Origin of the sequence: Flavobacterium myungsuense (genome assembly GCF_042677265.1) — a bacterium.
Lineage (GTDB): Bacteria > Bacteroidota > Bacteroidia > Flavobacteriales > Flavobacteriaceae > Flavobacterium > Flavobacterium myungsuense.
Genome location: NZ_JBHTIZ010000025.1, coordinates 18,749 through 43,066 on the forward strand (window position 1 = coordinate 18,749; position 24,318 = coordinate 43,066).

Here is a 24,318-nt window from a genome sequence, read left to right on the forward strand (position 1 = left end):
ATCGGATAAGGTATTTTTTTGATATTTCCGATATTATATGTATTTTTGTTGGGAAATGTGGGAAATAAATTTAGAATATAGAACCGAAATGCAATCAACCTTTGATAGGTTGTTTGAAAAAAAACAACATTTGCAATCCAGCAGACCGTTGCCAAACATAGCTTTACACAAAATTAAAGAAAGCTTATCAATAGAATGGACTTATAATTCTAACAGTATAGAAGGAAACACTTTAAGTCTCAGAGAAACACAAATGGTAATTCAAGAAGGAATTACTATAAGAGGAAAATCATTGCGCGAGCACTTTGAAACTCACAATCATGATAAAGCTATAGATTATTTGTATAATATTGTAAATGAAAATTATGCTTTAAGAAGCATAGATATTCTTTCTATTCATAATTTAGTTTTACGTTCAATTGAAGAGGATTTCGCTGGTCGTTTAAGAAACGGAGGTGTTCGTATTTCTGGAGCAAATTTTACCCCACCAAATGCGAATAAAGTTTCAAATTACCTTGATGAATTAATCTCATTTATAAATACAAATCCTTTACAACTTAACGCTATAGAACTAGCAACTATATTCCATCATAAATTAGTTTGGATTCATCCTTTTTTTGATGGAAATGGCAGAACTGTTAGACTGGCAATGAATTTATTATTAATGCGTTGTGGTTTTCCACCAGCAATTATTCTTAAAAATGACAGAAAAAAATACTATGATGCACTCTATCAAGCTAATAATGGCAATTATCAAAAACTAATACTTTTGATGTGTCAAGCATTAGAACGCAGCTTAAACATATATATCAATGCAATGCCTGACAACGATACTGATTTTCAAAAAATTTCAGATATCGTTAGTGAACCTAAAAGTCCTTATGGTCAGGAATATATAAGTTTATTGGCTAGAACCGGAAAAATAGATGCTTATAAAGAAGGTAGAAATTGGTATACAACTAAAGAAGCCATTGAGGATTATATTTTAACAAGAAAAAGAAAACGCTGACAAAAGTTGGCGTCTTTATTGTCTTACCCTTTAACAAAATCTTGTTAATCGTTACATCAAAAGAACAAATCAAAATGTTAACTTTGCGTTTTTACCAAAATTATGCTAGAAAATAATAATACTATTGAGGTATTAGGAGCGCGAGTTCATAATCTAAAAAATATTGACATCTCTATTCCAAGAGAAAAATTAGTTGTCATTACAGGACTTTCAGGTTCTGGTAAATCCTCTTTGGCGTTCGATACCATTTATGCAGAAGGACAACGTCGTTATGTAGAAACTTTTTCAGCTTATGCAAGACAATTCCTTGGCGGATTAGAACGTCCAGATGTTGATAAAATTGATGGCCTTTCGCCTGTTATAGCTATCGAGCAAAAAACGACAAGTAAAAGTCCACGTTCTACAGTAGGAACTATTACTGAGATTTATGATTTTCTTAGGTTACTTTTTGCTCGTGCTGGTGACGCTTACAGTTATAATACTGGTGAAAAAATGGTTTCTTATAGCGATGACCAAATTAAAGAACTTATCACAAAAGATTTCATAGGCAAGCGCATCAACATTTTAGCCCCAGTAATTAAAGCTCGAAAAGGACATTATGGTGAATTATTTCAGCAAATTGCGAAGCAAGGATTCTTGAAAGTAAGAATTAATGATGAAATCAAAGATATTACTGCTGGTATGAAACTCGATCGTTACAAAACTCATGATATTGAAATTGTAATTGATAGAATGGTAATTGAAGATACTATTGACAATGAAAAAAGACTGACCGAAAGCATCAAAACAGCTATGTATCATGGCGAAAACGTATTGATGATTTTAGATCAAGATAGCAATAAAGTACGCTTTTTTAGTAGAAATTTAATGTGTCCTACAACTGGAATCTCCTACCAAAATCCAGAGCCAAATTTGTTTTCTTTTAATTCTCCAAAAGGAGCTTGCGGACATTGTAACGGATTAGGAACTGTAAATGAAATTAATATAAAAAAGATAATTCCAAATCCTAAATTATCAATTAAAGTTGGTGGCTTTGTGCCTTTGGGCGAATATAAATCGTCTTGGATTTTTAAGCAATTGGAAATTATTGGCGAAAAATATAATTTTAAATTGACTGATGCTATCGAAACCATCTCTGAGGAAGCAATGGAAATGATTTTGAACGGTGGCAAAGAAAAATTTACTATCGAGTCTAAAATACTAGGAGTAACTAAAGAATACAAAATTGAATTTGAAGGTATTTCACATTTCATCAAAAATCAACATGACGAAAGTGGTTCAGCAACTATAAAACGTTGGGCAAAGGAATTCATGGATGAAATAAAATGTCCTGTTTGTGAAGGTTCCCGATTAAAAAAAGAAGCTTTATTTTTTAAAATTAATGAAAAAAATATTACTGAATTATGCAATTTAGATATTTCAGATTTAACAATTTGGTTTAATGAATTAAATAATCATTTGTCTGATAAGCAAAAAATTATAGCAACTGAAGTAATAAAAGAAATTAAAGACAGATTAAACTTTCTAATGAATGTAGGTTTAGATTATTTGGCTTTAAGCCGAAGCTCAAAATCACTTTCTGGTGGAGAAGCACAACGCATTCGACTGGCTACACAAATTGGCTCACAATTGGTTGGCGTTTTATATATTTTAGATGAGCCAAGTATTGGTTTGCATCAAAGAGACAATGAAAAATTGATTCATTCTTTAGAACAATTGCGTGACATTGGAAATTCAGTAATTGTTGTAGAGCATGACAAAGATATGATTGAACGCGCTGATTATGTTATTGATATTGGTCCGAAAGCGGGAAAACATGGAGGTGAAATCATAAGCAAAGGGACTCCCGCCGAAATCCTGAAAGAACATACCATGACGGCAATGTATCTGAATGGCGAAATGAAAATTGAAATCCCTAAAAAAAGACGCTCTGGAAATGGAAAATTTCTAAAACTAACTGGAGCAACTGGTAATAATCTTAAAAATGTTTCGATAGAATTACCTCTTGGAAAAATGATTTGCATTACAGGAGTTTCTGGAAGTGGAAAATCGACATTAATTAATGAAACACTCTACCCTATTTTAAATGAATTTTATTTTAATGGCGTAAAAAAACCGCAACCATATAAAAAAATTGAAGGTTTAGAACATATTGATAAAGTTATTGATATCGATCAAAGTCCTATTGGCAGAACTCCACGCTCAAATCCAGCAACATATACTGAAGTTTTTACTGAAATTAGAAACCTATTTACAATGACTTCCGAAAGTATGATTCGTGGCTATAAAGCTGGACGATTTAGTTTTAATGTAAAAGGAGGGCGTTGCGAAACCTGTGAAGGCGCTGGTGTTCGAACTATTGAAATGAATTTTTTACCTGACGTTTATGTAGAATGCGAAACGTGTCAAGGCAAACGTTTTAACAGAGAAACCTTAGAGATTAGATATAAAGGAAAATCAATTTCAGATGTTTTGAATATGACTGTTGATGAAGCTGTACCGTTTTTTGAAAATATTCCTAAAATATACCGTAAAGTTAAAACTATTCAAGATGTTGGTTTAGGCTATATTACTCTAGGACAGCAAAGCACAACACTTTCTGGAGGCGAAGCACAACGAATTAAATTGGCTGGAGAACTATCTAAAAAAGATACAGGAAATACATTTTATATTTTAGATGAGCCCACAACCGGCTTGCATTTCGAAGACATTCGAGTATTGATGGAAGTCATCAATAAATTAGTAGATAAAGGCAATACAATTTTGATTATTGAACATAATATGGATGTGATTAAATTAGCTGATTACATCATAGACATAGGTCCTGAAGGCGGAAAAGGAGGAGGCGAAGTTGTTGCAAAAGGAACTCCTGAGGAACTAATAAAAAATAAGAAAAGCTATACTGCACAGTTTCTGAAAAAAGAATTACTTTAGCAGGCTGTTTTATAATTATTTTGAAACATTAAAATTAATAGAATTTTTAGTACAAATAATATGAAGTTACAAGATTTTGATCATGACGAAGAGAAAGTAATCCAAGATAAATTGAAGCGAAAAACTTGGAATGAGATACGAACAAACGATAGTTGGGCCATTTTTAAAATAATGTCAGAGTTTGTAAATGGCTATGAAACCATGTCTCGAATTGGCCCATGTGTTACTATATTTGGTTCGGCTAGGATAAAACCAGAACATGCTTATTATCAATTAGCTGAAAAAATTGCTTATAAAATTAGTAAAGCCGGCTACGGTATTATTACGGGTGGAGGACCGGGAATTATGGAAGCGGGTAATAAAGGAGCCAATCTTGGAGGAGGAACTTCGGTAGGACTAAATATTGAATTGCCTTTTGAACAACACTTTAATCCTTATATTGATAAAGATAAAAACTTAAACTTCGATTATTTCTTTGTTCGTAAAGTTATTTTCGTAAAATATTCTCAAGGTTTTGTGGTCATGCCTGGTGGTTTTGGAACATTAGACGAAATGTTTGAAGCACTAACATTAATTCAGACTAAAAAAATTGGAAAATTTCCTATCATTCTTGTAGGTTCTGAATTCTGGTCAGGTCTAATCGAATGGATTAAAACGGTTTTAATAGAGAAAGAAAAAACAGTAAAAGTCGAAGATTTAGACTTATTTAAAATCGTTGACACAGAAGACGAAGTTGTTGAAGTCTTAAATAGTTTTTATAAAAAATACAATTTGAGTCCTAATTTCTAAAAAAAATGCTTCCGAAATTGGAAGCATTTTTTTTAAGATTACTCTTATTTTTAATTAAATTAGCAAAACCAAAGAGATAATTTTACGCATTTATTTTCGTTTTAATAGTATTACAATCATTCCTAAAAGTCTTGAAAAATATTTATTCTATTTATTTTCTAATTGTTTTGTTTACTTCAATGAAACAATATGGCCAACATCATTCTAAGATGACTGTTGCCATAAATCCTGAAAATAAAACACTCACCATTTTTCAAGAATTAACCTTTTTCAACCAAACACCAGATTCATTAAACACCATTATTTTAAACGATTGGAACAATGCGTATTCCTCTAAAAATTCACTTTTAGCAAAAAGGTTTTCAGATGAATTTATTCGGAATTTTCATCTTTCGAGCGAAAAGCAAAAAGGATTTACCAAAAACATTACAGTTTTTGATGAAAGTAAACTCTTTTTGTTATGGAATAGAGTTGAAGAAAATTTAGATTTAATTGAATTGTGTTTGAATTCGAAATTGGCTCCCAACCAAAAAGTAAAACTATATTTAACCTATACTGTAAAAATACCGAGTGACGAATTTACAAAATTTGGGTATGGTTCAAATGATAAAATGAGTTTAAAAAATTGGTTTCTAACTCCAGCGCGATATGAAAATCACTCCTTTATAAAATACAGTAATGCCAATTTAGATGATATTGCAAATGGTATTTCCGATTATGATTTAGAAGTTAAAATTCCTTCAAATTTTGAGTTAACTTCTGATCTCAATCAAATTAAAAAAACAAATGCTAAAGACGACAATATCTATACTTTTTCAGGAAAAAATCGACTTGATTTTAATCTAATTTTAGAACCTAAAACTAGTTTTAGTAGTTATACTAATGAAATATTAAATGTAGTTTCTAACCTAAAAGACAATAAGCTTAATGACGTTCAGAAAGCAATTGTTATTGACGGAATTGTAAAATTTGTTAATTCTGAAATTGGTCAATATCCACACGAAAAAATTACAGTTACTCAAGAAGATTATGAACGAAATCCTTTTTATGGTTTAAATCAACTTCCTGCATTCATAAGTCCATTTTCTGATGAATTTTTATTTGAGCTTAAGTTTTTAAAAACCTATCTCAACAATTATTTAAAAAACACTTTAAATTTAGATAATAGAAAAGACAATTGGATTTTTGATGGTATTCAGGTCTATACCATGATGAAATATATAGAGCAAAATCACCCTGAAAGCAAGATGATGGGGAGTTTAGCAAAATTAAAATTATTAAAAAGCTTTAATTTAATCAATCTAGATTTTAATGAACAATACAGCTATTATTATATGCTGATGGCTCGAAAAAATTTAGACCAACCCTTAGGTGAATCAAAGGAAAACTTAATACGATTTAATGAAAAAATTGCCTCAAAATACAGAGCAGGATTGAGTTTGAAATATTTAGATAATTATTTAGACGAAAATATTGTTCCGAATGCTATTAAGCAATTTTATGCCGTAAATAAAGAAAAACAAACCTCTCGAAATACTTTCGAAGAAATTCTTAAAGCCAATTCAAATAAAAAAATTGATTGGTTTTTTAAAACCATTATCGATTCACGAGACATTATTGACTATAAGTTTTCTGATTTCTCAAAAACTAAAGACAGCGTGACTTTCACAATCAAAAACAAAACAGGAACAACAGTTCCGATTCCTGTATATGGAGTAAAAAAAGGGGGAATTGTTTTCAAAAAATGGTTCGAAAACATTCAAACCGATAGTACATTTACTTTAAGTAGAAAGGATGCTGACAAAATTGTTTTGAATTACAAAAACGAAGTTCCCGAATTTAATTTAAGAAACAATTGGAAATCCTTGAAAGGGTTTTCTCCAACAAATCGTCCTGTAAAATTTGTCTTCATGAAAGACTTAGAAGACCCCTATTACAATCAGATTTTATTCGTACCCACAATTTCCTATAATTTCTATGACGGAATTAGTTTAGGAATGCGGTTGCACAATAAAACAATTCTTGACAAACCGTTTACTTTTGATGTAAATCCGATTTACTCAACAAAAACAAGTACACTTTCAGGCATATACTCGTTTGGAATTAATCAAAACTACAGAGAAGGAAGGTTATATAATGTTAGATACTCCATGAATGCTTCCTTCTTTCATTATGCACCAGACGCCACCTACCTAAAGATAAATCCTACGGTTTCTATGCTAATTAGAGAACCCGATTTTAGAAACAATAAAAAACAAGGATTTGTTTTTAGATATAATATTGTAAACAAAGAAGCCTCTTTAATAACTAATGATCTTAATGAAAACTACAGGATTTTTAGTGCTAAATACTTCAATTTTAAAACCGAAGTTACCAATCACTTAAATTATAATTCTGATATACAATTGTCAAGCAATTTTGGAAAAATAGCCGGAGAAATGCAATACCGAAAACTATTTAATGACAATCGCCAAATCAATTTACGCCTTTTTGCAGGTGCATTTATGTTCAACAATGATGAAAGTAACGATTATGATTTTGGACTCAGCAACCCAAACGATTATCTTTTCGAATATAATTATTTAGGAAGATCAGAAACTGCAGGACTATTAAGCCAACAATTTTTTCTTGCTGAAGGCGGATTTAAATCAAAATTAGCTCCTTCTTTAATAAACCAATGGATAATTACCTCTAATATAAGTTTTAATGTTTGGAATTGGATAGAAATATATAATGATTTGGGATTAGTAAAAAACAGAAATAGCAACGAAAAATTTCTTTTTGATAATGGTATTCGTTTGAATCTTGTAGCCGATTATTTCGAACTTTATTTTCCGGTTTACTCCAATAGAGGTTGGGAAATTTCAGATAAAAATTATTCCGATAAAATTAGATTTGTAATTACTTTAAGTCCTAAAACTTTGATGACTCTTTTTACTAGAAAGTGGTTTTAAATGAAAGCAAATAAAAAATAATTATTTATTTACTTATAGTCAAATTTTAATAAATATTTTTTGATTAAAAAAAGTAACTTTTATGATTTATTATGATTATATTTAAAAATAGATATTTTACATTGCATTATGAATATCGTTACTTTTTAATTAAATTTGTTCCTTAAAGCTATACATTCTATTTATGATACAAGCAGAGACTAAAGCAGTATTAACTTTTGAAGATTTCAAAACAGAGGTGTTGAATGATTACAAAATTGCTGTTACTAGTAGAGAATGTAGCCTTTTAGGAAGAAGAGAAGTCTTGACCGGGAAAGCAAAATTCGGGATTTTTGGTGATGGAAAAGAAGTTCCGCAATTGGCAATGGCAAAATTCTTCAAAAATGGCGATTTTCGTTCTGGATATTATAGAGATCAAACGTTTATGATGGCGATTGGTCAATTGACAATACAACAATTTTTTGCAGGTTTATACGGTCATCCTGACGTAAATCACGACCCAATGTCGGCAGGTCGACAAATGGGAGGTCACTTTCAAAGTCATAACTTAAACGAAGATGGCTCTTGGAAAGATTTAACAAAACAAAAAAATTCGAGCACAGATATTTCGCCAACAGCTGCGCAAATGCCCAGACTATTAGGCTTAGCACAAGCATCAAAAATTTATAGAAACGTAGAAGGAATTGACAGTACTAATTTTTCAGTACATGGAAACGAAATAGCTTGGGGAACAATTGGCAACGCCAGTACTTCAGAAGGGTTATTTTTTGAATCTATGAATGCTGCTGGAGTTTTACAAGTTCCAATAGTTTTAAGTGTTTGGGATGATGAATATGGTATTTCGGTTCATGCCAAATACCAAACAACAAAAGAAAGCATATCTGAAATTTTAAGTGGTTTTCAAAGAAATGAAGAGTATAAGGGCTTTGAAATTTTAAACGTAAAAGGATGGGATTATGCCGAATTAATAACAACTTATGAGAAAGCTGCTCAAATTGCTCGTGAAGAGCATGTCCCAGTTTTAATTCACGTTGACGAGTTAACACAACCTCAAGGTCATTCAACTTCTGGATCACATGAACGATACAAAAATGAAGAACGATTAAGCTGGGAGCGCGAATTTGATTGTAATAAAAAAATGAAATCATGGCTATTAGAGCATCATATAGCCACTGAGGAAGAGCTTGATCAAATTGTTGAAAAGGCTAAAAAGGAAGTTCTTGAAGGCAAAAAAGCAGCATGGGAAGCCTTTATAACTCCATTCAAAACTGAAAAAGAGGAACTAGTTGCTTTATTAGAGAAAATAGCAACCTCATCTGTAAATAAGGTTTTTATTCAGAAATATGCTTCCGATTTAAATTCAATCAAAGAACCTATTAGAAAAGACATTCTTACTACTGCTCGTAAAGTGTTAAGAATGATTGTGAAAGAAAATAACAAAGTAGAACTTTCTGAATGGATTACAAGTTACATACAAAAAATACAGCCTAAATTTAGTTCGCATTTATTTTCTGAATCTAACAAAACCGCTTTCTCTATAAATGAAGTTTTACCGGTATACGATGAAAACGCAGAGGAAGCTGATGCTCGAGTGGTATTGCGAGACAATTTTGATGTAATTTTTACAAAATATCCTAACACCTTAATATTTGGTGAGGATGCCGGAAATATAGGCGATGTGAATCAAGGATTAGAAGGCATGCAAAAAAAATATGGCGTCATGCGTGTTACTGACGTTGGCATTAGAGAAGCATCCATTATTGGTCAAGGAATTGGAATGGCAATGAGAGGGTTGCGACCAATTGCTGAAATTCAATATTTAGATTATCTTCTTTATGCTATTCAAATCATGAGTGATGATTTAGCAACTTTACAATACCGATCGCACGGCAAGCAAAAAGCACCATTAATCATTCGAACTAGAGGCCATCGATTGGAAGGAATTTGGCATTCTGGTTCTCCTATGGGGATGATTATTAATGCCATAAGAGGTATTCACGTTCTTGTTCCAAGAAATATGACTAAAGCCGCAGGTTTTTACAACACTTTGTTAGAAGCAGATGAACCCGCATTAGTTGTAGAATGCTTAAACGGCTATCGATTTAAAGAGAAAATGCCAACAAATTTAGGGGAATTTAAAACCCCTATTGGTGTTGTTGAAACTATTAAAGAAGGTTCATCAATAACTTTAGTGTCTTATGGCTCAACCTTACGTTTAGTAGAGTTAGCCGCTAGAGAACTTTTAGATATTGGTATTGATTGCGAAATTATAGACGTTCAATCATTATTGCCTTTCGACATTAATGCAGACATTGTGAAAAGTCTAATGAAAACGAATCGTTTATTAGTCATTGACGAAGATGTTCCTGGCGGAGCTTCCGCTTATATTTTACAACAAATTTTAGAAGTTCAAAATGGTTACGATTATTTAGATAGTAAACCGCAAACCTTAACTGCAAAACCGCATCGACCAGCTTATGGAACTGATGGCGATTATTTTTCTAAACCGTCTATTGAAGATATTTATGAAAAAGTATACGCTATGATGAACGAGGTAAATCCTAGCCAATTTCCGAGTTTGTATTAAACACTATAAAAAAATTCTAAAAAATCCCAATCGATAAAGGTTGGGATTTTTTATTTTGAAATATTTCTAATAATTTAAAAATTAAGGGATTCAAAAAAATTCATTGTTAGAAATTATAATTCCATTTCTCAGCATTTTTATACCACAATTGCCCTTCAGAAACACGTAATGGACAATCAAAATTATTGGTATATAATGCACCTGTCCCTAAACCTTGTGGCATTGTATTGTCTTGTAAAAATGTCCATTGAGCAATAGCATTTAGTCCAACATTACTTTCTAATGCAGAAGTAATCCACCATCCTATTTGGTATTTATTTGCCAATGCAATCCATTCTTGAGTTCCTCTAAAACCACCAATAAAACTGGGCTTCAAAATGATGTATTGCGGCTTTACTTTTTGTAATAATTCCTCTTTGTCTTGCATTGAAAACACACCTATAAGTTCTTCATCTAAAGCGATAGGAATTGGAGTGATTTTACACAAATCTGCCATACTGTCAGTATTGTTTTTTGAAATAGGCTGTTCTATGCTATGTAATTTAAATTCAGATAATTGAATTATTTTACCTAATGCTTCACTTGTATTAAATGCACCGTTAGCATCTACTCGAATTTCGACTTGTTCATCAGTAAAATGTTGCCGAATAAATTGCAACAATTGTAGTTCTTTCTCAAAATCTATTGCTCCAATTTTGAGTTTAATGCAATGAAAACCATCAGCTAATTTTTCTTGTATTTGCTCCTTCATAAATGACTCGTTGCCCATCCAAACCAAACCGTTAATAGGTATCGATTTTGAGCCATTCGTAAAATCAGAAGGAAACAATAAAAATGGAGTTTCACTTGCTAAAGACTGAAACGCCATTTCAACTCCAAATTGTATAGAAGGAAACTCAATTAAGCTTTCCCAAAGCTTGTCTTTTCCTAAATGAATGTTAGCACAAGTCCATTGTAATTTTTCTTCATAATCAGGTCGGTCATCAATACTTAAACCTCTTAAAATACCACACTCACCTACTCCTTTTTTATCTTTATCGTCAAGAAGTATAAACCACGTTTCTTTTTCTAAAATAACTCCACGAGAAGTTCCTGACGGTTTTTTGAAATTTAGAATATATTTAGAATAAGTCGCTTTCAATTAATCTTTTATATTTGGATTACTATTCTACTAGCTTTAAAACTCTATCAAAATCTTCGTTTGAAATTCCTAATTTTTTAAAATTTTCAAAATCAAGTTTTATTTTTTGAGACCAACTTAAGCTGTCTGTAACATTTTGTGATTGGTATTTTTTATAAATTGACTTGGCTTGACTGTAATTATCATTTAATAAATAAGCGTGAGCTAAATTGAGTTTTATTAACAGCTCTGTATTATCAAACCGCTCTCCTTCTTTTAAAAATTTAATCGCTTTGCCGTATTGCTTTGTTGTAAGATAACAATTTCCTATTGAATTATAATCTACCGCGGTTGCATTTTTACTTTCAATAATGGTCAGCAATTTATCAATTGCCTCGCCGTATTTACCTTTTTTGATGAATTCATCTGATTGATTTCGTATAGAAGTATAAATCAAATCAGAACTTCCAGTTTCTTTAAAACAACTTTTCCCAATATCTTTAATCACTTTGGTTTTTTCAACAGCAAGTAAGCTTTGATACTCCTGATGACGATACTGTTTTTGTAATTTTTCTAATATACAAACACAATAATCATCAGAATCTTTAATTTTTTTTGCCAAATCAGTTGATTTACATAAACTTAAGATTGATTTCCTGTTTTCAACAGTCCAACCTCTGCTGAGTTTATTATCTACCCATGGCACAACTTCTAGCACAATTTTTTGATTCATAATCCAGTTTTTGTTTTCAAAACCAAACCATAATGATTTTGATTTTAAACAAGCTGAGGAGGAAATAGAAAGTCGTTTCGCATCCTTATTTATTGGCTTTTCCTGAACATAACAAGCATTGGTGATCGTTGCGTTTTCTAAATAAGAAGTTTTAAATTTTTCATCTGAAAAAACAGCATATTTGCATGTATCATCTCCCGAAATTTTCGATAATAAAAGTATAGCACCTGCCGAACCCTGACTAATTCCTGTAGGATCTGGAATGGCTTTTAAAACTGAAACGAGACTATTTGCCATTTGCTGATTTTCGTCAAGAAGCGTAATTCTAAAAACGACTTCTGTAGTGCCTATTGGCAAATCTTCGGTATTTATAACTATTCGTTTTCTTGCACTAAGAACTTCTTCTTTTGTAGTAGCGCGTTCTTTATCCCAATAGCCGTCTTGTTGAGCAAAACTTTGAAAGTGAATAAAAATTGAAAATATAAAAATTAAAAGTTTATTTCGCATAAAATGATGTTACAATTCAATACTTTGACCAATTTCTAACAACATCAAGTCTTTTCCTTTATTAAAAAACTTACGAATGGCTTCTTCATGATTAATCTCGATAAAGCCAAAAGTATCATAATGACATCCTAAAATTTTATCACATTCAATAAAATCAGAGGCTAGAATTGCATCTTCAACATCCATAGTAAAATTACTTCCTATAGGTAAAATCGCCAAATCGAGTTTGGTTCGCATTGGTATCAATTTCATATCCATTGTTAACGCCGTATCTCCTGCAATATAAATATTTTTATGTTCGCCTTCTATAACAAATCCAGCGGGATTACCTCCGTAAGAGCCATCAGTAAAAGAACTAGAATGAACTGCATTTACCATTTTTACAGTTCCAAAATCAAATTTCCAAGTTCCTCCGTGATTCATAGGGTGGCTTTTAAACCCTTTATTACTAAAATAAGTCGCTATTTCATAGTTTGAAACAATAAGAGCATCTGGATTATTTTCTGCTATATAATCAACATCTAAAATGTGATCTTGATGAGCGTGAGTAAGTAAAATATAGTTTGGCTTTAACTCATTGATGTTAATAGGACTTGCTTTAGGGTTTGCAGAAATATAAGGGTCTACCAAAATAAATTTGCCACCCACATAAATGCCAAATGAAGAATGACCGTAAAAAGTAATTTTCATGTTCTACATTTTTTTAAGAATTATTAACGACTATATCCGACAAAAAGAAAATAAGACACAAAGAAAGTAATACCGCTAGAAAAAAAGTACTTAAGGCTACTTTCTTTAATTCAGGGTCTAATAACCTAGTATCCTTTGCTTTATAAACAACAATTAAATGCTTAATTAAAGGGAAGTAAGCAACTATAAAAATATATTGATCAAAATTAAAATCGTTTAGAATTCCAAAAAGCAACACCAAAACCATTGCAGAAATGATTAAAAAATAATGATAAAGCTTGGCCTTCTCTACTCCAATTTTTACAACAATAGTATTTTTTCCAGACTTTCTATCTGAAATTTCATCACGCATATTGTTTAAATTTAATACCGCAACACTTAAAAAACCAATAGCTATTGCAGGTAGAAAAAGTAAATATCCGTTTTCGAAAGTTTTAGCAAACATAAAGTAAATGCCTAAAGTGCTAACTAATCCAAAAAAAATAAAAACAAAAATATCGCCATAACCTCTATATCCATAAGCGCTTGAACCCACTGTATATCTTATGGCAGAAGCGATTGCTATAACACCAAGTACTAGAAAAAATAACGAAAATGCTAAATTATGATCTTTAAACGAGCAATAAATAAGTACTATTGACGACATTAATGTCAAAACTGAGGTAATTATGATAGCACACTTCATTTCCTTTGGAGAAATCACTCCGCTTTGAATGGCTCTTTTGGGTCCAATCCTGTCTTGGTTATCGGTTCCTTTTATTCCGTCTCCATAATCATTGGCAAAATTAGAAAGTATCTGTAATCCTAATGTAGTTGAAAGTGCAAAAATCACAATTTTCCAATTAAACATCGATTGTGACATGGCATAAAAACTTCCTAATAGTATTCCTGAAACTGATAATGGTAATGTTCGTAATCGTGCAGCTTGAATCCAATGTTTCATTTAAAAATATTTTTCATCAAAATTAATCATTAATTAGTTTATAAAAATAATCTTTATGATTCTTTTAAAAATAATTGGTTCTTAAATTCCTACTTTTATTTGTCAAAAACCAAACAAACAGGAGCACATAAATCGATTCTTTTTCCTGAATTAGAGAGCTTTCCAGTAGATGAATTGATGCTAAAAATGATTATACTATTTGAATATTGATGAGCTACTAAAAGATAGTTCCCAGTAGGATCTATAACAAAATTTCTTGCTCCAATTCCATCAGTTGAAACAGTTTCAACTAGCTCTAACTGACCGTTATTTTGTATCCGAAAACACGAAATAGTATTGGCAGAACCTCTATTTGTTGCATATAGAAATTTTCCGTTTGGCGAAACATGAATATCAGCAGCTCCTATTTGTCCTTTAAAATCTGGAACAACCACACTGGTTTCCTGAATCATTTTTAACGTTCCCTTTTTGCAACTATAAACTGTTAAACCTCCGTTTAACTCTTGTAATAAATAAACAAATTTGCCATCGTTACTAAACGTTAAATGTCTTGGCCCACTTCCGGCTTTCACAGCAACACTGTCTTTAATTTCTAGAATTTTATTTTTTGAGTTTTGATTGTATTTGTAAATGTAAATTTTATCGGTTCCCAAATCATTAGCTAATACAAACTTTTTATCAGGCGTAAATTGTACCATGTGCACATGAGTACTTTCTTGCCTTTGTGCATTTATGCTTTTTCCTTTATGCTGAACAACTTGCTTTGCTTCAGAAATACTACCATCTAATAATTTCTTAAAAACCGAAATCGAACCGCCAGAATAAGTTGCCACAATTAGATTTTTAGCATCATTTATAATATGGCAAGGATCGGCTCCTTTAGAGTCTTGCTGGTTTACTAATTGTAATGCGCCAGATTTTGAATTAAAAGTATAAGCACTTACCGTACTTTTTGATCCGTTCTCATTGACGCTATAGATAAATTTAGCATCATTAGAAACCGTTAGGTAACTTGGATTTATAGTTTTTTCAGAAAAGAATTTCTCTTTAAAATCAGCCGTTTTAGTATTAAAATCATATACATAAATTCCTTGACTTTCGCAGGAATTGGTATAAGTCCCAATAATTAAATTGCGGTTTTTATCTTGTGCAATCATTTTGGGGACTATAAAGACGGTTAACAGAATTAAAGAAAATATTTTCATTTTTTTCACTTTATATGAACAACAAAAATAGCTTTTAAAACCGAAGTTTACTGAGAAAACAAGTATTGAATTTATTCTCTAAAATTACTCCATCTAAATCATAAAAAGTAGTATTTTTGGCAAATGTAATTCAATAAACTTCTAAGAAATTTTAATTTGTGAAGTAAACTAAATTTAGAATGCAATTCAAACACCCTGAAATTCTCTATTTCCTATTTTTACTGGTAATACCAATTTTGGTTCATTTGTTTCAGTTGCGCCGTTTTAAAAAAGAATACTTTACAAATGTTCGAATACTAAAAGAACTTTCTATACAAACCCGAAAAAGTTCTCAAATAAAAAAATGGCTACTATTAGCAACACGTTTGTTATTATTAACGTGTATTATTTTAGCTTTTGCCCAACCCTTTTTTAAAGCTAAAGACAGCAACAGCAGTACAAATGAAATGTATATTGTTTTAGACAATTCATTCAGTATGCAGGCCAAAGGACAAAAAGGAGAATTATTAAAAAGAGCAGTCGAAGATTTACTAGAACACGCTCCAGAAAATCAAAATTTTTCATTGATAACCAATTCAGAAACCTTTTGGAATACAGATATCAAATCGATGCGAACTGAGTTGCAAAACTTAAAATACAGTCCGTTACCTTTTCAATTAGAAAGTGCGATGGCAAAAATAAAGTCGCATAAATCTGCCTTTAATAAAGACGTTATTATCATTTCAGATGTTGTTGGTTTAGAACAAAAGCAACTAAAAAGCATTAATAAAGATTTGAATGCTTTATTTATTGTTCCTAAAGCAGAACAAAAAAACAATATTGCAGTTGATAGCTTTTATATCAAACAAACTTTAGATGATTTTTATGAAATTGCTATAAAATTATCAGGCTACGGAGAAGATTTTGAATCAATTCCAATAGCGCTATTCAACAAAGAAAAACTCATTGCAAAAACTTTAGTTCCATTTGAATCGAAACAAAAAACCATCAATTTCACGATTCCAAAGGAAGATTTTCACGGTTATGTTGCTATTACTGATAATGCTTTGCAATATGACAACAAATTGTTTTTCAGTATTTCAAAGCCTAAAAAAATAGCTGTTTTAAGTATAGGAGACTATGAAAAAAGTAATTTCTTATCACGAATTTACACTAAAGACGAATTTAACTATAACAACTTTACTTTAGAAAGTTTAGATTATAATATTCTAGAAAATCAAGATGCTATAGTTCTTAACGAACTCAAAGAAATTCCGCAAGCATTACAAACTACATTAAAATCATTTGTTGAAAAAGGAGGCAACTTGATATTTATTCCATCAAACGAAAGTTCAACCTCAAATGTAAATACTGTCCTATCTAATTTTGGAAAAATACAATTCAAATCATTACAAAACTCAGAAAAACTGGTTACAAAAATTGCTTTTAACAATCCGTTATACCAATCGGTTTTTGAGAAGCAAATTGCCAATTTTCAATATCCAAACACAAAATTTTCTTTTCAGATTGATGGTTCAAACCCAGCCATTTTAAGTTTTGAAGATCAAAGTGTTTTCCTGACGGCATTGCCCAATCAGTTATCGTCAGTTTATATTTTTACAGCAGCAATAAATAAATCGAACTCTAATTTTCAGAATTCTCCTTTAATTGTGCCTACATTTTACAACATGGCACAAAGTACTTCTACAACAGGAGTTTCTTCTTTAATTATAGGAGAAAAAAATCCAATTTTAGTTGATGCTTCATTGGCTAAAGATGAAATTGTAAATGTAAAAAGCAATACAAAAACATCTACTGAAGAAAAATTTATTCCTATTCAACAAATCTTAAATAATAAAGTAAAAATTACGTGTAATGATTATCCTGAAATAGCAGGTAATTTTGGAGTTTATAAAAAGGAAGAATTAGTTAAAAATATAAGCTTTAATTACAACCGTACCGAAAGTAATTTAGCCACAGCAAATGAAAATTTATTGTCTGATTATAAAATTATTAATTCTATAGAAACTGTTTTCGAAACCATACAACAAGATCGCACCAATACCGAAATATGGAAATGGTTTGTTATTTTAACTTTATTGTTTTTAGTTACCGAAGTATTCATACAAAAATTCGTAAAATGAAAATTATAATTAGAGCCGCTAAAATTATAAATCCTAAAAGCACCTATCACAACAAAGTTGTCGATATAAAAATTGATGGAGAAACGATAACTGAAATTGGAGAGAAGCTGGAACAAACATCCGATTTTCAAGAAATAAAATTAGATAATCTTCATGTTTCTGAAGGTTGGTTTGATTCTAGTGTTTCTTTAGGAGAGCCAGGATTTGAAGAACGAGAAACCATTGCAAACGGGTTGAATGTTGCTGCAAAAAGTGGATTCACTGCAATTGCCCTACAACCCAACTCCTACCCGATTATTGACAATCAATCTCAAGTAAATTTTGTAAAGGCAAAAGCTCAAGAATTTGCTACAGAATTATATCCAATAGGTGCTTTAACTTCAGCAAGTTTAGGAAAAGATTTAGCTGAATTGTTTGATATGAAAAACGCAGGTGCAATCGCTTTTGGAGATTATAATAAAAATACAAACAATCCGAATTTATTAAAAATTGCGCTACAATACACTCAAGATTTTAATGGATTAGTAATTGCATTTTCTCAAAATACAGAAATAAAAGGAAACGGAGTTGTTAATGAAGGTATAGTTTCGACACGATTAGGATTAAAAGGTATTCCTGCAATGGCAGAAGAGATAGAAATAGCCCGAAACCTATTTTTATTAGAATATACCGGAGGCAAATTACATATTCCTACTATTTCCTCTACAAAATCAGTACAACTTATTAAAGAAGCAAAAGCAAAAGGATTGGATGTAACTTGTAGCGTATCAGTGCATCAATTGGTTTTAACAGATGAAGCTTTAGAAGAATTTGATTCAAGATACAAAGTTAACCCACCATTGCGAACAGAACTAGACAGACAAGCCTTACTAAAAGGAATTCAAGACGGAACAATAGACATAATAACATCCGATCATAACCCGATTGACGTTGAGCATAAGAAAATGGAATTTGATTTGGCAAAAAACGGCACTATTGGATTAGAAAGCACTTTTGGAGCTTTAAGCACCGTCTTGCCTTTAGAAACAATCATACAAAAATTGACCGAGAAAAAATCAAGATTTGGCATAGAAAGCCATACCATTGACAAAGGAAATATTGCAAACATTACGCTTTTTTCTCCTGAAGAAAATTGGACATTTGAAAAGGAAAACATCTTATCGAAATCTAAAAATTCCGCTTTTTTAGGTGCAAAAATGAAAGGAAAAGCATATGGAATTTACAATAAAGGAAAATTAATACTAGCATAAATAAACACTTTGTGAGCTTTTTGGTAAAAAAACTTTAAACACAAAGAGCACAAAGAAGACACAAAGAGCACTAATTATTACCAACTAAACACTTTGTTAGCTTAGCGTAAAACCTTTGCAAACTTTGTGGTAAAAAAATAAAAATTTAAACACAAAGCACACGAAGAAGGCACCAAGAACACTAATAATTATAATCTAAATATACACTTTGTGAGCTTAGCGTAAAACCTTTGCGGACTTTGTGGTTAAAAAAACAAAAATTTAAACACAAAGCACACGAAGAAGGCACCAAGAACACTAATAATTATAATCTAAATAAACACTTTGTGAGCTTAGCGTAAAACCTTTGCGGACTTTGTGGTTAAACAAATAAAAATGGAAAACAATAAAATTGAAGAAGGAAAAACTGCTGCCATAACCAGTTACATACTAATTATTGGCGTACTGATAGCTATGTCTATGAATTCCGAAAATAAAAGTCCTTTTGCTTCTTTTCATATCAGGCAAGCATTAGGGTTGTCTATAACGTTTATTTCACTCGGACTTATAATTAGTAATTTTGATAGTATAATGATATCTGCAACGATGTGGATTTTCGTTTCGGTTTTATGGACTTATGGTATCTTTAGCGCTATAAAAGGTGAAACTAAACCGTTGCCTTTGTTGGGTAATTTATTTCAGAAAGCTTTTAAAAGTATTTAATTATGAATTTATCTTTGCATCATCTTGTTAGAGCACCTAAAGTAAAATTAGATAAGAATCCTTTATTGCTATTGCTTCACGGATATGGCAGTAACGAAGAAGATTTGTTTTCATTTGCAGCTGAATTACCCGATCATTATTATGTCATTTCAGCTCGAGCGCCATACAGCCTTCAATATGGAAGCTATGCTTGGTATGCCATAAATTTTGATGCTGATGAAAATAAATTTTCAGACCATGACCAAGCTCGAACTTCACGAGATATAATTAGTACTTTTATTGATGAGCTAATCACTAATTATCCTATTGACCCGAATAACGTAACACTTATTGGGTTTAGCCAAGGAAGTATTTTAAGTTATGCTGTAGCCTTATCTTGTCCAGAAAAAATACAACGAGTGGTAGCAATGAGTGGCTATTTAAATTTAGATATTGTAACTGAAAATTATAAAAACAATAACTTTTCTAATCTTAAGATATTTGTTTCACATGGCACGGTAGATCAAGTGATTCCCGTAGAATGGGCCAGAAAAGCAAAACCAATTTTAGAGCATTTAGGGATTAAATGTGTATATAAAGAGTATCCTATAGGTCATGGGGTTTCGCCTCAAAATTTTTATGATTTTAAAAATTGGCTGCTTGAAAAATAATTTTCAGTGTTTACTTTTCTGTGAGCTATTTTTGATACAATAGTGTTTGAAAATTCTCAAACGAAACTGTTTCATCATCATTAATGAAGTATTTAATTAATGCTTCGCCCCAATAATCACCATCGCTATAATCCGCTATAATCCAACGGTGGTTTAGAATTTTAACTTTATTAATGATGAATTTTTGTTCTCCTATTTTATCCATACCTATATAAGGGTTCCCAGCGGGGTTTTCGTTTGCATCCATCAATTTTTCTTTCACAAATGGGATTAATTTCTCATATGCAATAAACTTTTCAGCATTAGCATTGTCAAAATAGTTTTGCGCATTTTCATTATTTTCTAAAGAAAAATAATTGGCATCATTTAATTTTGATGTAACTGTATTTAGGCTATCTCTTAATTTAGCATTCGATACTTTAAATCTAGTTTCCTCAGAAGTAGCTTTCTTGCTGTAATACATATAAGTGAATATATTCATTAAAACAGCTAAAATTAAAAGGTAAAGAAAAAAGGATTTTTTCATTGTATCAATAGTTTAAATATTAATTTCTAAATTATCATAAGCTAAGAAAACATTTTCAGGCAATTGCTTTTGTATGTCTTCATGAAATCCGAAAAGATGGCTAATATGAGTTAAATAAGCTTTTTCGGGTTGTATTAATGCTATAAATTGTAAAGCTTCTTCTAAATTAAAATGCGTTTTATGTGGTTCTTCTCGCAATGCATTTACCACTAAAATTTTTAATCCTTTTAATTTATGAATTTCAGAATCTTCAATGGTTTTCACATCTGTTAAATAGGCAAAATCATCAATTCTATACCCAAAAACCTGAAGACTTCCGTGATAAACATTAATCGGGATTGCCACTTTATTACCTAATGGAAAAGGGTAATTATTTATCACTTCATGGCAACTTACACTTGGTGAACCTGGGTATCTATTTTCGGTTTCAAAAACATAGTCGAATCTTCTTTTTAGATTTTCGATAACCCTTTTATGTGCATAAATTGGAATTTCACCTTGCCTGAAATTAAATGGTCGAATATCGTCTAATCCTGCTGTATGATCAGAATGTTCATGAGTATACAAGATTCCATCAATTTTTTGACAATTTGAAACCAACATTTGTTGTCTAAAATCAGGACCACAATCGATTATAAAAGAAAAATGATCCCAAGAAATCCAAACTGAAACCCGAAGTCTTTTATCTTTGGTGTCTAGGCTTTTGCAAACAGAATGACTGCTTCCAATTACTGGAATACCTTGAGAAGTTCCTGTTCCTAAAAAATAGATTTTCAAGTTCGTTAATTTTTATACAAAAATAGCATTATTTACCGTTTGTTAAAATTCAATTTTGTTAACTTTGTCATATATCCTCTATAAAAACAAATGGAAAAAGCAATAAAATTAAAAGGTGACAAAGTAATTGAGCAAATCCCTTCTATAAAAGACAAAGCCCTACGGATTAATTTGAATGAAAACATCTACGGAACCTTTGCCGAGATTGGTGCCGGGCAAGAAACAGTTCGTCATTTTTTTAGATCGGGTGGATCTTCTGGAACAATTGCAAAAGCAATGTCGGCCTATGATAAAGATTTTAGTGATTCTATTTATGGTATTGAAGAAGATGGTAGGTATGTTACAGAAAGTCGACTAAAAAAAATGCTGACTCTAGAAGTTAATTTGATTGAAAAGCGCTTAAAAAGAGATAAACACCCGCATAAAATGTTTTTTAGTTATGCAAATACTGTTGCCACTATTGATTTTGCAAAACAATTTAAAGGTCATGGCTGGGTAGGAATTCGTTATCAAATTGAACCAGGAGAAGATTATAATGATATCATTATTCACATTCGATTTAAGGAAACTGATGCTAGACTGCAACAAGAAACTTTAGGAATTCTTGGTGTAAACTTAATTTATGGTGCCTATTATAAACATGACAATCCAAAAAAATTATTGCGTTATTTATATGATCATTTAGACAAAGATCAATTAGAGATTGATACTATAAATTTCTCTGGACCTCGTTTTGCAGATGTTGATAATCGTTTGATGAGTTTACAATTGGTAAAAAATGGGATGACTGATGCGGTTATGTTTAATCCTGAAGGAAAAAATATACTACCTGCGGCTATTCTCTACAAAAAAAACATATTAGCTTTAAGAGGGAGTTTCCGTCCTGTTACGAGCGTTAATATGGATATGTATGAGCGATCCTTAAAAATGTTTCTCGAGGAAAGTAAGGTAGTAAAAGAAAATACTTTAGTGATTTTTGAAATCACATTATCCAATTTACGTTCAGAAGGAGAAATTGATGAGAGAGATTTTATGGATAGAGCGGAATTGCTTTGTTCCTTAGGTCAAACGGTAATGATTTCAAACTTTCAGGAGTATTATAAAGTAGTAGAATATTTCTCTAATTACACCAAAGCAAGAATGGGATTGGCAATGGGAGTAAATAACTTGATTGATATTTTTGACGAAAAATATTATCGTCACCTTAGCGGAGGAATTTTAGAAGCTTTTGGTAAATTATTCTACCGAGATTTAAAAGTATTCTTGTATCCAATGATTGATGAAAATGGAGATATCATTACATCTGAAAATTTAAAAGTACATCCACGAATGAAAGAGTTGTACAAATTCTTTAAGTTTAACGGAAAAGTTATTGATATTGTTGATTACAACCCTAAGTTTCTTAAAGTGTTTTCACGTGAAGTATTGAAAATGATAAACCAAGGTAAATTAGGCTGGGAAAATATGTTGCCTCAAGGTGTTGCTGAACTTATTAAAAAAGATCACTTGTTTGGTTATGATCCTGATAAAGTTTTAGAAAAAAGTAAGTAATTGCTTTTATTTTAGACCTCCATTAAGAATTTCTTAATGGAGGTCTTTTTTGAATCTTATCCTAATATTTGAGACGCATGTGCTTTTGTTTTTACATCTGAAATTACTTCTTCTATAATTCCGTTTTCATCAATTATAAATGTGGTTCTATTTATTCCATCATATTCCTTGCCCATAAATTTTTTAGGCCCCCAAACTCCAAACGCTTCAATTACTGATTTATCTTCATCGGCAAGTAACGGAAAAGGGAAATCATATTTATTTTTAAAATTCAATTGCGCTTTAGCATTATCTGCACTTACACCAAGTAATGCATAATTATTGGCTGTAAATCTATCGAAATTATCTCTTAAATCACAAGCTTCTGCTGTGCAACCTGGCGTATTTGCTTTAGGATAAAAGAAAACTACTAATTTTTTTCCTTTATAATCTGCTAATGAATGTAGCATTCCATCCTGATCTTTCGCAGAAAAATTTGGCGCTTTATCTCCTTTTTTAAGTGGCATCATTATTTGTATTTTTGAATTATTAAATTTCTTATAATTGGTAGTGATTTTTTGCAATTGACATTGCAATTGACTTATTTTACATTTCAAAAATAAACTAAAATGACCAAACAAGAACGTGTAACATTTGTTATAAATACGTTAAATGATTTATATCCATCTATTCCTATTCCTTTAGATCATAAGGATCCTTATACTTTGTTGATTGCTGTTTTACTCTCAGCGCAATGTACAGATGTTCGTGTAAATAAAATTACACCATTACTTTTTGCTAAAGCAGACAATCCTTACGATATGGTAAAAATGAGCATCGAAGAAATCAAAGAAATTATTCGCCCTTGTGGTTTATCTCCAATGAAATCAAAGGGGATTCACGGTTTGTCTGAAATTCTTATTGAAAAATACGACGGAAAAGTGCCTCAAAGTTTTGAAGCTTTAGAATCGTTACCAGCAGTTGGTCATAAAACCGCAAGTGTGGTTATGTCACAAGCTTTTGGGGTTCCTGCATTTCCTGTTGATACCCATATTCATCGATTGATGTTTCGTTGGAACTTGACAAATGGTAAAAACGTGGTACAAACTGAAAAAGATGCAAAACGAATTTTTCCTGAATCTATTTGGAATGATTTACATCTTCAAATTATTTGGTATGGCAGAGAATATTCACCTGCTAGAGGATGGGATTTAGAGAAAGACATTATCACTAAAACAATTGGTAGAAAAACGATTTTAGAAGATTATCAAAAAAAAATGTCTCGGTAA

19 protein-coding genes are annotated in these 24,318 nt (G+C 31.2%); 11 read left to right on the top strand and 8 right to left on the bottom strand.

What is annotated here, in order from left to right; all coding sequences use genetic code 11:
* Positions 1-55: 55 nt before the first annotated feature.
* The 5 genes from ACFQ0S_RS09665 (at position 56) to ACFQ0S_RS09685 (ending at position 10,273) form a co-directional block, all read left to right on the top strand.
* Positions 56-1,009, top strand: a complete 954-nt coding sequence (locus ACFQ0S_RS09665) for a Fic family protein (protein WP_379757146.1) — start codon at positions 56-58, stop codon at positions 1,007-1,009.
* 102 nt (positions 1,010-1,111) lie between these two features.
* Positions 1,112-3,943: an excinuclease ABC subunit UvrA gene (gene uvrA, locus ACFQ0S_RS09670; RefSeq protein ID WP_379757143.1), complete on the top strand. Its 2,832-nt coding sequence runs from the start codon at positions 1,112-1,114 to the stop codon at positions 3,941-3,943.
* Between the two features lie 60 nt (positions 3,944-4,003).
* The gene (locus ACFQ0S_RS09675; RefSeq protein ID WP_379757140.1) at positions 4,004-4,732 is read left to right on the top strand and encodes an LOG family protein; all 729 of its coding nucleotides are present in this window, start codon (positions 4,004-4,006) and stop codon (positions 4,730-4,732) included.
* A gap of 131 nt (positions 4,733-4,863) precedes the next feature.
* Complete coding sequence (locus ACFQ0S_RS09680) at positions 4,864-7,686, top strand: aminopeptidase (protein ID WP_379757137.1); 2,823 nt, start codon at positions 4,864-4,866, stop codon at positions 7,684-7,686.
* Between the two features lie 184 nt (positions 7,687-7,870).
* Positions 7,871-10,273 carry an alpha-ketoacid dehydrogenase subunit alpha/beta gene (locus tag ACFQ0S_RS09685; protein ID WP_379757134.1) on the top strand — a complete coding sequence of 801 codons (2,403 nt, stop codon included), beginning with the start codon at positions 7,871-7,873 and terminating at the stop codon, positions 10,271-10,273.
* A 106-nt stretch (positions 10,274-10,379) separates the two neighbouring features.
* Here the strand turns inward: ACFQ0S_RS09685 and ACFQ0S_RS09690 are convergent, their stop codons facing one another.
* From ACFQ0S_RS09690 to ACFQ0S_RS09710, 5 genes are all read right to left on the bottom strand, one after another.
* Positions 10,380-11,414, bottom strand: a complete 1,035-nt coding sequence (locus tag ACFQ0S_RS09690) for an o-succinylbenzoate synthase (protein WP_379757131.1) — start codon at positions 11,412-11,414, stop codon at positions 10,380-10,382.
* A 22-nt stretch (positions 11,415-11,436) separates the two neighbouring features.
* Positions 11,437-12,633 carry a tetratricopeptide repeat protein gene (locus ACFQ0S_RS09695; protein WP_379757128.1) on the bottom strand — a complete coding sequence of 399 codons (1,197 nt, stop codon included), beginning with the start codon at positions 12,631-12,633 and terminating at the stop codon, positions 11,437-11,439.
* Positions 12,634-12,642: 9 nt separating this feature from the next.
* The gene (locus ACFQ0S_RS09700) at positions 12,643-13,323 is read right to left on the bottom strand and encodes a metal-dependent hydrolase (protein ID WP_379757125.1); all 681 of its coding nucleotides are present in this window, start codon (positions 13,321-13,323) and stop codon (positions 12,643-12,645) included.
* A 13-nt stretch (positions 13,324-13,336) separates the two neighbouring features.
* A complete protein-coding gene (gene menA, locus ACFQ0S_RS09705; protein WP_379757122.1) occupies positions 13,337-14,266 on the bottom strand; it encodes a 1,4-dihydroxy-2-naphthoate octaprenyltransferase in 930 nt (309 codons plus the stop codon).
* 95 nt (positions 14,267-14,361) lie between these two features.
* On the bottom strand, positions 14,362-15,423 hold the full coding sequence (locus ACFQ0S_RS09710) for a lactonase family protein (protein WP_379757119.1): 1,062 nt from the start codon (positions 15,421-15,423) through the stop codon (positions 14,362-14,364).
* Positions 15,424-15,650: 227 nt separating this feature from the next.
* On the opposite strand from ACFQ0S_RS09710, the gene ACFQ0S_RS09715 reads away from it, so the two are divergent.
* The 4 genes from ACFQ0S_RS09715 to ACFQ0S_RS09730 all read left to right on the top strand — a co-directional run bounded on the left by ACFQ0S_RS09715 (position 15,651) and on the right by ACFQ0S_RS09730 (position 20,196).
* Positions 15,651-17,594: a BatA domain-containing protein gene (locus tag ACFQ0S_RS09715; protein ID WP_379757116.1), complete on the top strand. Its 1,944-nt coding sequence runs from the start codon at positions 15,651-15,653 to the stop codon at positions 17,592-17,594.
* A complete protein-coding gene (locus ACFQ0S_RS09720; protein WP_379757113.1) occupies positions 17,591-18,844 on the top strand; it encodes a dihydroorotase in 1,254 nt (417 codons plus the stop codon). Before ACFQ0S_RS09715 ends, ACFQ0S_RS09720 begins: the two co-directional genes overlap by 4 nt.
* Positions 18,845-19,219: 375 nt before the next feature.
* Positions 19,220-19,546, top strand: a complete 327-nt coding sequence (locus ACFQ0S_RS09725) for a hypothetical protein (protein WP_379757110.1) — start codon at positions 19,220-19,222, stop codon at positions 19,544-19,546.
* Positions 19,547-19,548: 2 nt separating this feature from the next.
* On the top strand, positions 19,549-20,196 hold the full coding sequence (locus ACFQ0S_RS09730; RefSeq protein ID WP_379757107.1) for an alpha/beta hydrolase: 648 nt from the start codon (positions 19,549-19,551) through the stop codon (positions 20,194-20,196).
* 25 nt (positions 20,197-20,221) lie between these two features.
* Here ACFQ0S_RS09730 and ACFQ0S_RS09735 read toward each other — a convergent pair whose 3' ends face one another.
* Together ACFQ0S_RS09735 and ACFQ0S_RS09740 are read right to left on the bottom strand one after the other, a co-directional pair.
* The gene (locus ACFQ0S_RS09735) at positions 20,222-20,722 is read right to left on the bottom strand and encodes a hypothetical protein (RefSeq protein WP_379757104.1); all 501 of its coding nucleotides are present in this window, start codon (positions 20,720-20,722) and stop codon (positions 20,222-20,224) included.
* A 12-nt stretch (positions 20,723-20,734) separates the two neighbouring features.
* Positions 20,735-21,499 (bottom strand): MBL fold metallo-hydrolase, encoded by a 765-nt coding sequence (locus tag ACFQ0S_RS09740; RefSeq protein WP_379757101.1) that lies wholly within the window; start codon positions 21,497-21,499, stop codon positions 20,735-20,737.
* A gap of 90 nt (positions 21,500-21,589) precedes the next feature.
* On the opposite strand from ACFQ0S_RS09740, the gene ACFQ0S_RS09745 reads away from it, so the two are divergent.
* Entirely contained in the window at positions 21,590-23,050 is a 1,461-nt protein-coding gene (locus ACFQ0S_RS09745) for a TonB-dependent receptor (protein ID WP_379757098.1), read from the top strand.
* A 56-nt stretch (positions 23,051-23,106) separates the two neighbouring features.
* Here the strand turns inward: ACFQ0S_RS09745 and bcp are convergent, their stop codons facing one another.
* On the bottom strand, positions 23,107-23,559 hold the full coding sequence (gene bcp / locus ACFQ0S_RS09750) for a thioredoxin-dependent thiol peroxidase (RefSeq protein WP_379757095.1): 453 nt from the start codon (positions 23,557-23,559) through the stop codon (positions 23,107-23,109).
* A gap of 99 nt (positions 23,560-23,658) precedes the next feature.
* Here bcp and ACFQ0S_RS09755 point away from each other — a divergent pair, with 99 nt between their 5' ends.
* Complete coding sequence (locus ACFQ0S_RS09755; RefSeq protein ID WP_379757092.1) at positions 23,659-24,318, top strand: endonuclease III domain-containing protein; 660 nt, start codon at positions 23,659-23,661, stop codon at positions 24,316-24,318.

Bases quoted from the DNA above. Each gene is read 5' to 3' on its own strand.
- ACFQ0S_RS09665 (WP_379757146.1), top strand. From the start codon at position 56: ATGTGGGAAATAAATTTAGAATATAGAACCGAAATGCAATCAACCTTT.
- uvrA (WP_379757143.1), top strand. From the start codon at position 1,112: ATGCTAGAAAATAATAATACTATTGAGGTATTAGGAGCGCGAGTTCAT.
- ACFQ0S_RS09675 (WP_379757140.1), top strand. From the start codon at position 4,004: ATGAAGTTACAAGATTTTGATCATGACGAAGAGAAAGTAATCCAAGAT.
- ACFQ0S_RS09685 (WP_379757134.1), top strand. From the start codon at position 7,871: ATGATACAAGCAGAGACTAAAGCAGTATTAACTTTTGAAGATTTCAAA.
- ACFQ0S_RS09695 (WP_379757128.1), bottom strand. From the start codon at position 12,633: ATGCGAAATAAACTTTTAATTTTTATATTTTCAATTTTTATTCACTTT.
- ACFQ0S_RS09700 (WP_379757125.1), bottom strand. From the start codon at position 13,323: ATGAAAATTACTTTTTACGGTCATTCTTCATTTGGCATTTATGTGGGT.
- menA (WP_379757122.1), bottom strand. From the start codon at position 14,266: ATGAAACATTGGATTCAAGCTGCACGATTACGAACATTACCATTATCA.
- ACFQ0S_RS09710 (WP_379757119.1), bottom strand. From the start codon at position 15,423: ATGATTGCACAAGATAAAAACCGCAATTTAATTATTGGGACTTATACC.
- ACFQ0S_RS09715 (WP_379757116.1), top strand. From the start codon at position 15,651: ATGCAATTCAAACACCCTGAAATTCTCTATTTCCTATTTTTACTGGTA.
- ACFQ0S_RS09720 (WP_379757113.1), top strand. From the start codon at position 17,591: ATGAAAATTATAATTAGAGCCGCTAAAATTATAAATCCTAAAAGCACC.
- ACFQ0S_RS09725 (WP_379757110.1), top strand. From the start codon at position 19,220: ATGGAAAACAATAAAATTGAAGAAGGAAAAACTGCTGCCATAACCAGT.
- ACFQ0S_RS09730 (WP_379757107.1), top strand. From the start codon at position 19,549: ATGAATTTATCTTTGCATCATCTTGTTAGAGCACCTAAAGTAAAATTA.
- ACFQ0S_RS09735 (WP_379757104.1), bottom strand. From the start codon at position 20,722: ATGAAAAAATCCTTTTTTCTTTACCTTTTAATTTTAGCTGTTTTAATG.
- ACFQ0S_RS09745 (WP_379757098.1), top strand. From the start codon at position 21,590: ATGGAAAAAGCAATAAAATTAAAAGGTGACAAAGTAATTGAGCAAATC.
- bcp (WP_379757095.1), bottom strand. From the start codon at position 23,559: ATGATGCCACTTAAAAAAGGAGATAAAGCGCCAAATTTTTCTGCGAAA.
- ACFQ0S_RS09755 (WP_379757092.1), top strand. From the start codon at position 23,659: ATGACCAAACAAGAACGTGTAACATTTGTTATAAATACGTTAAATGAT.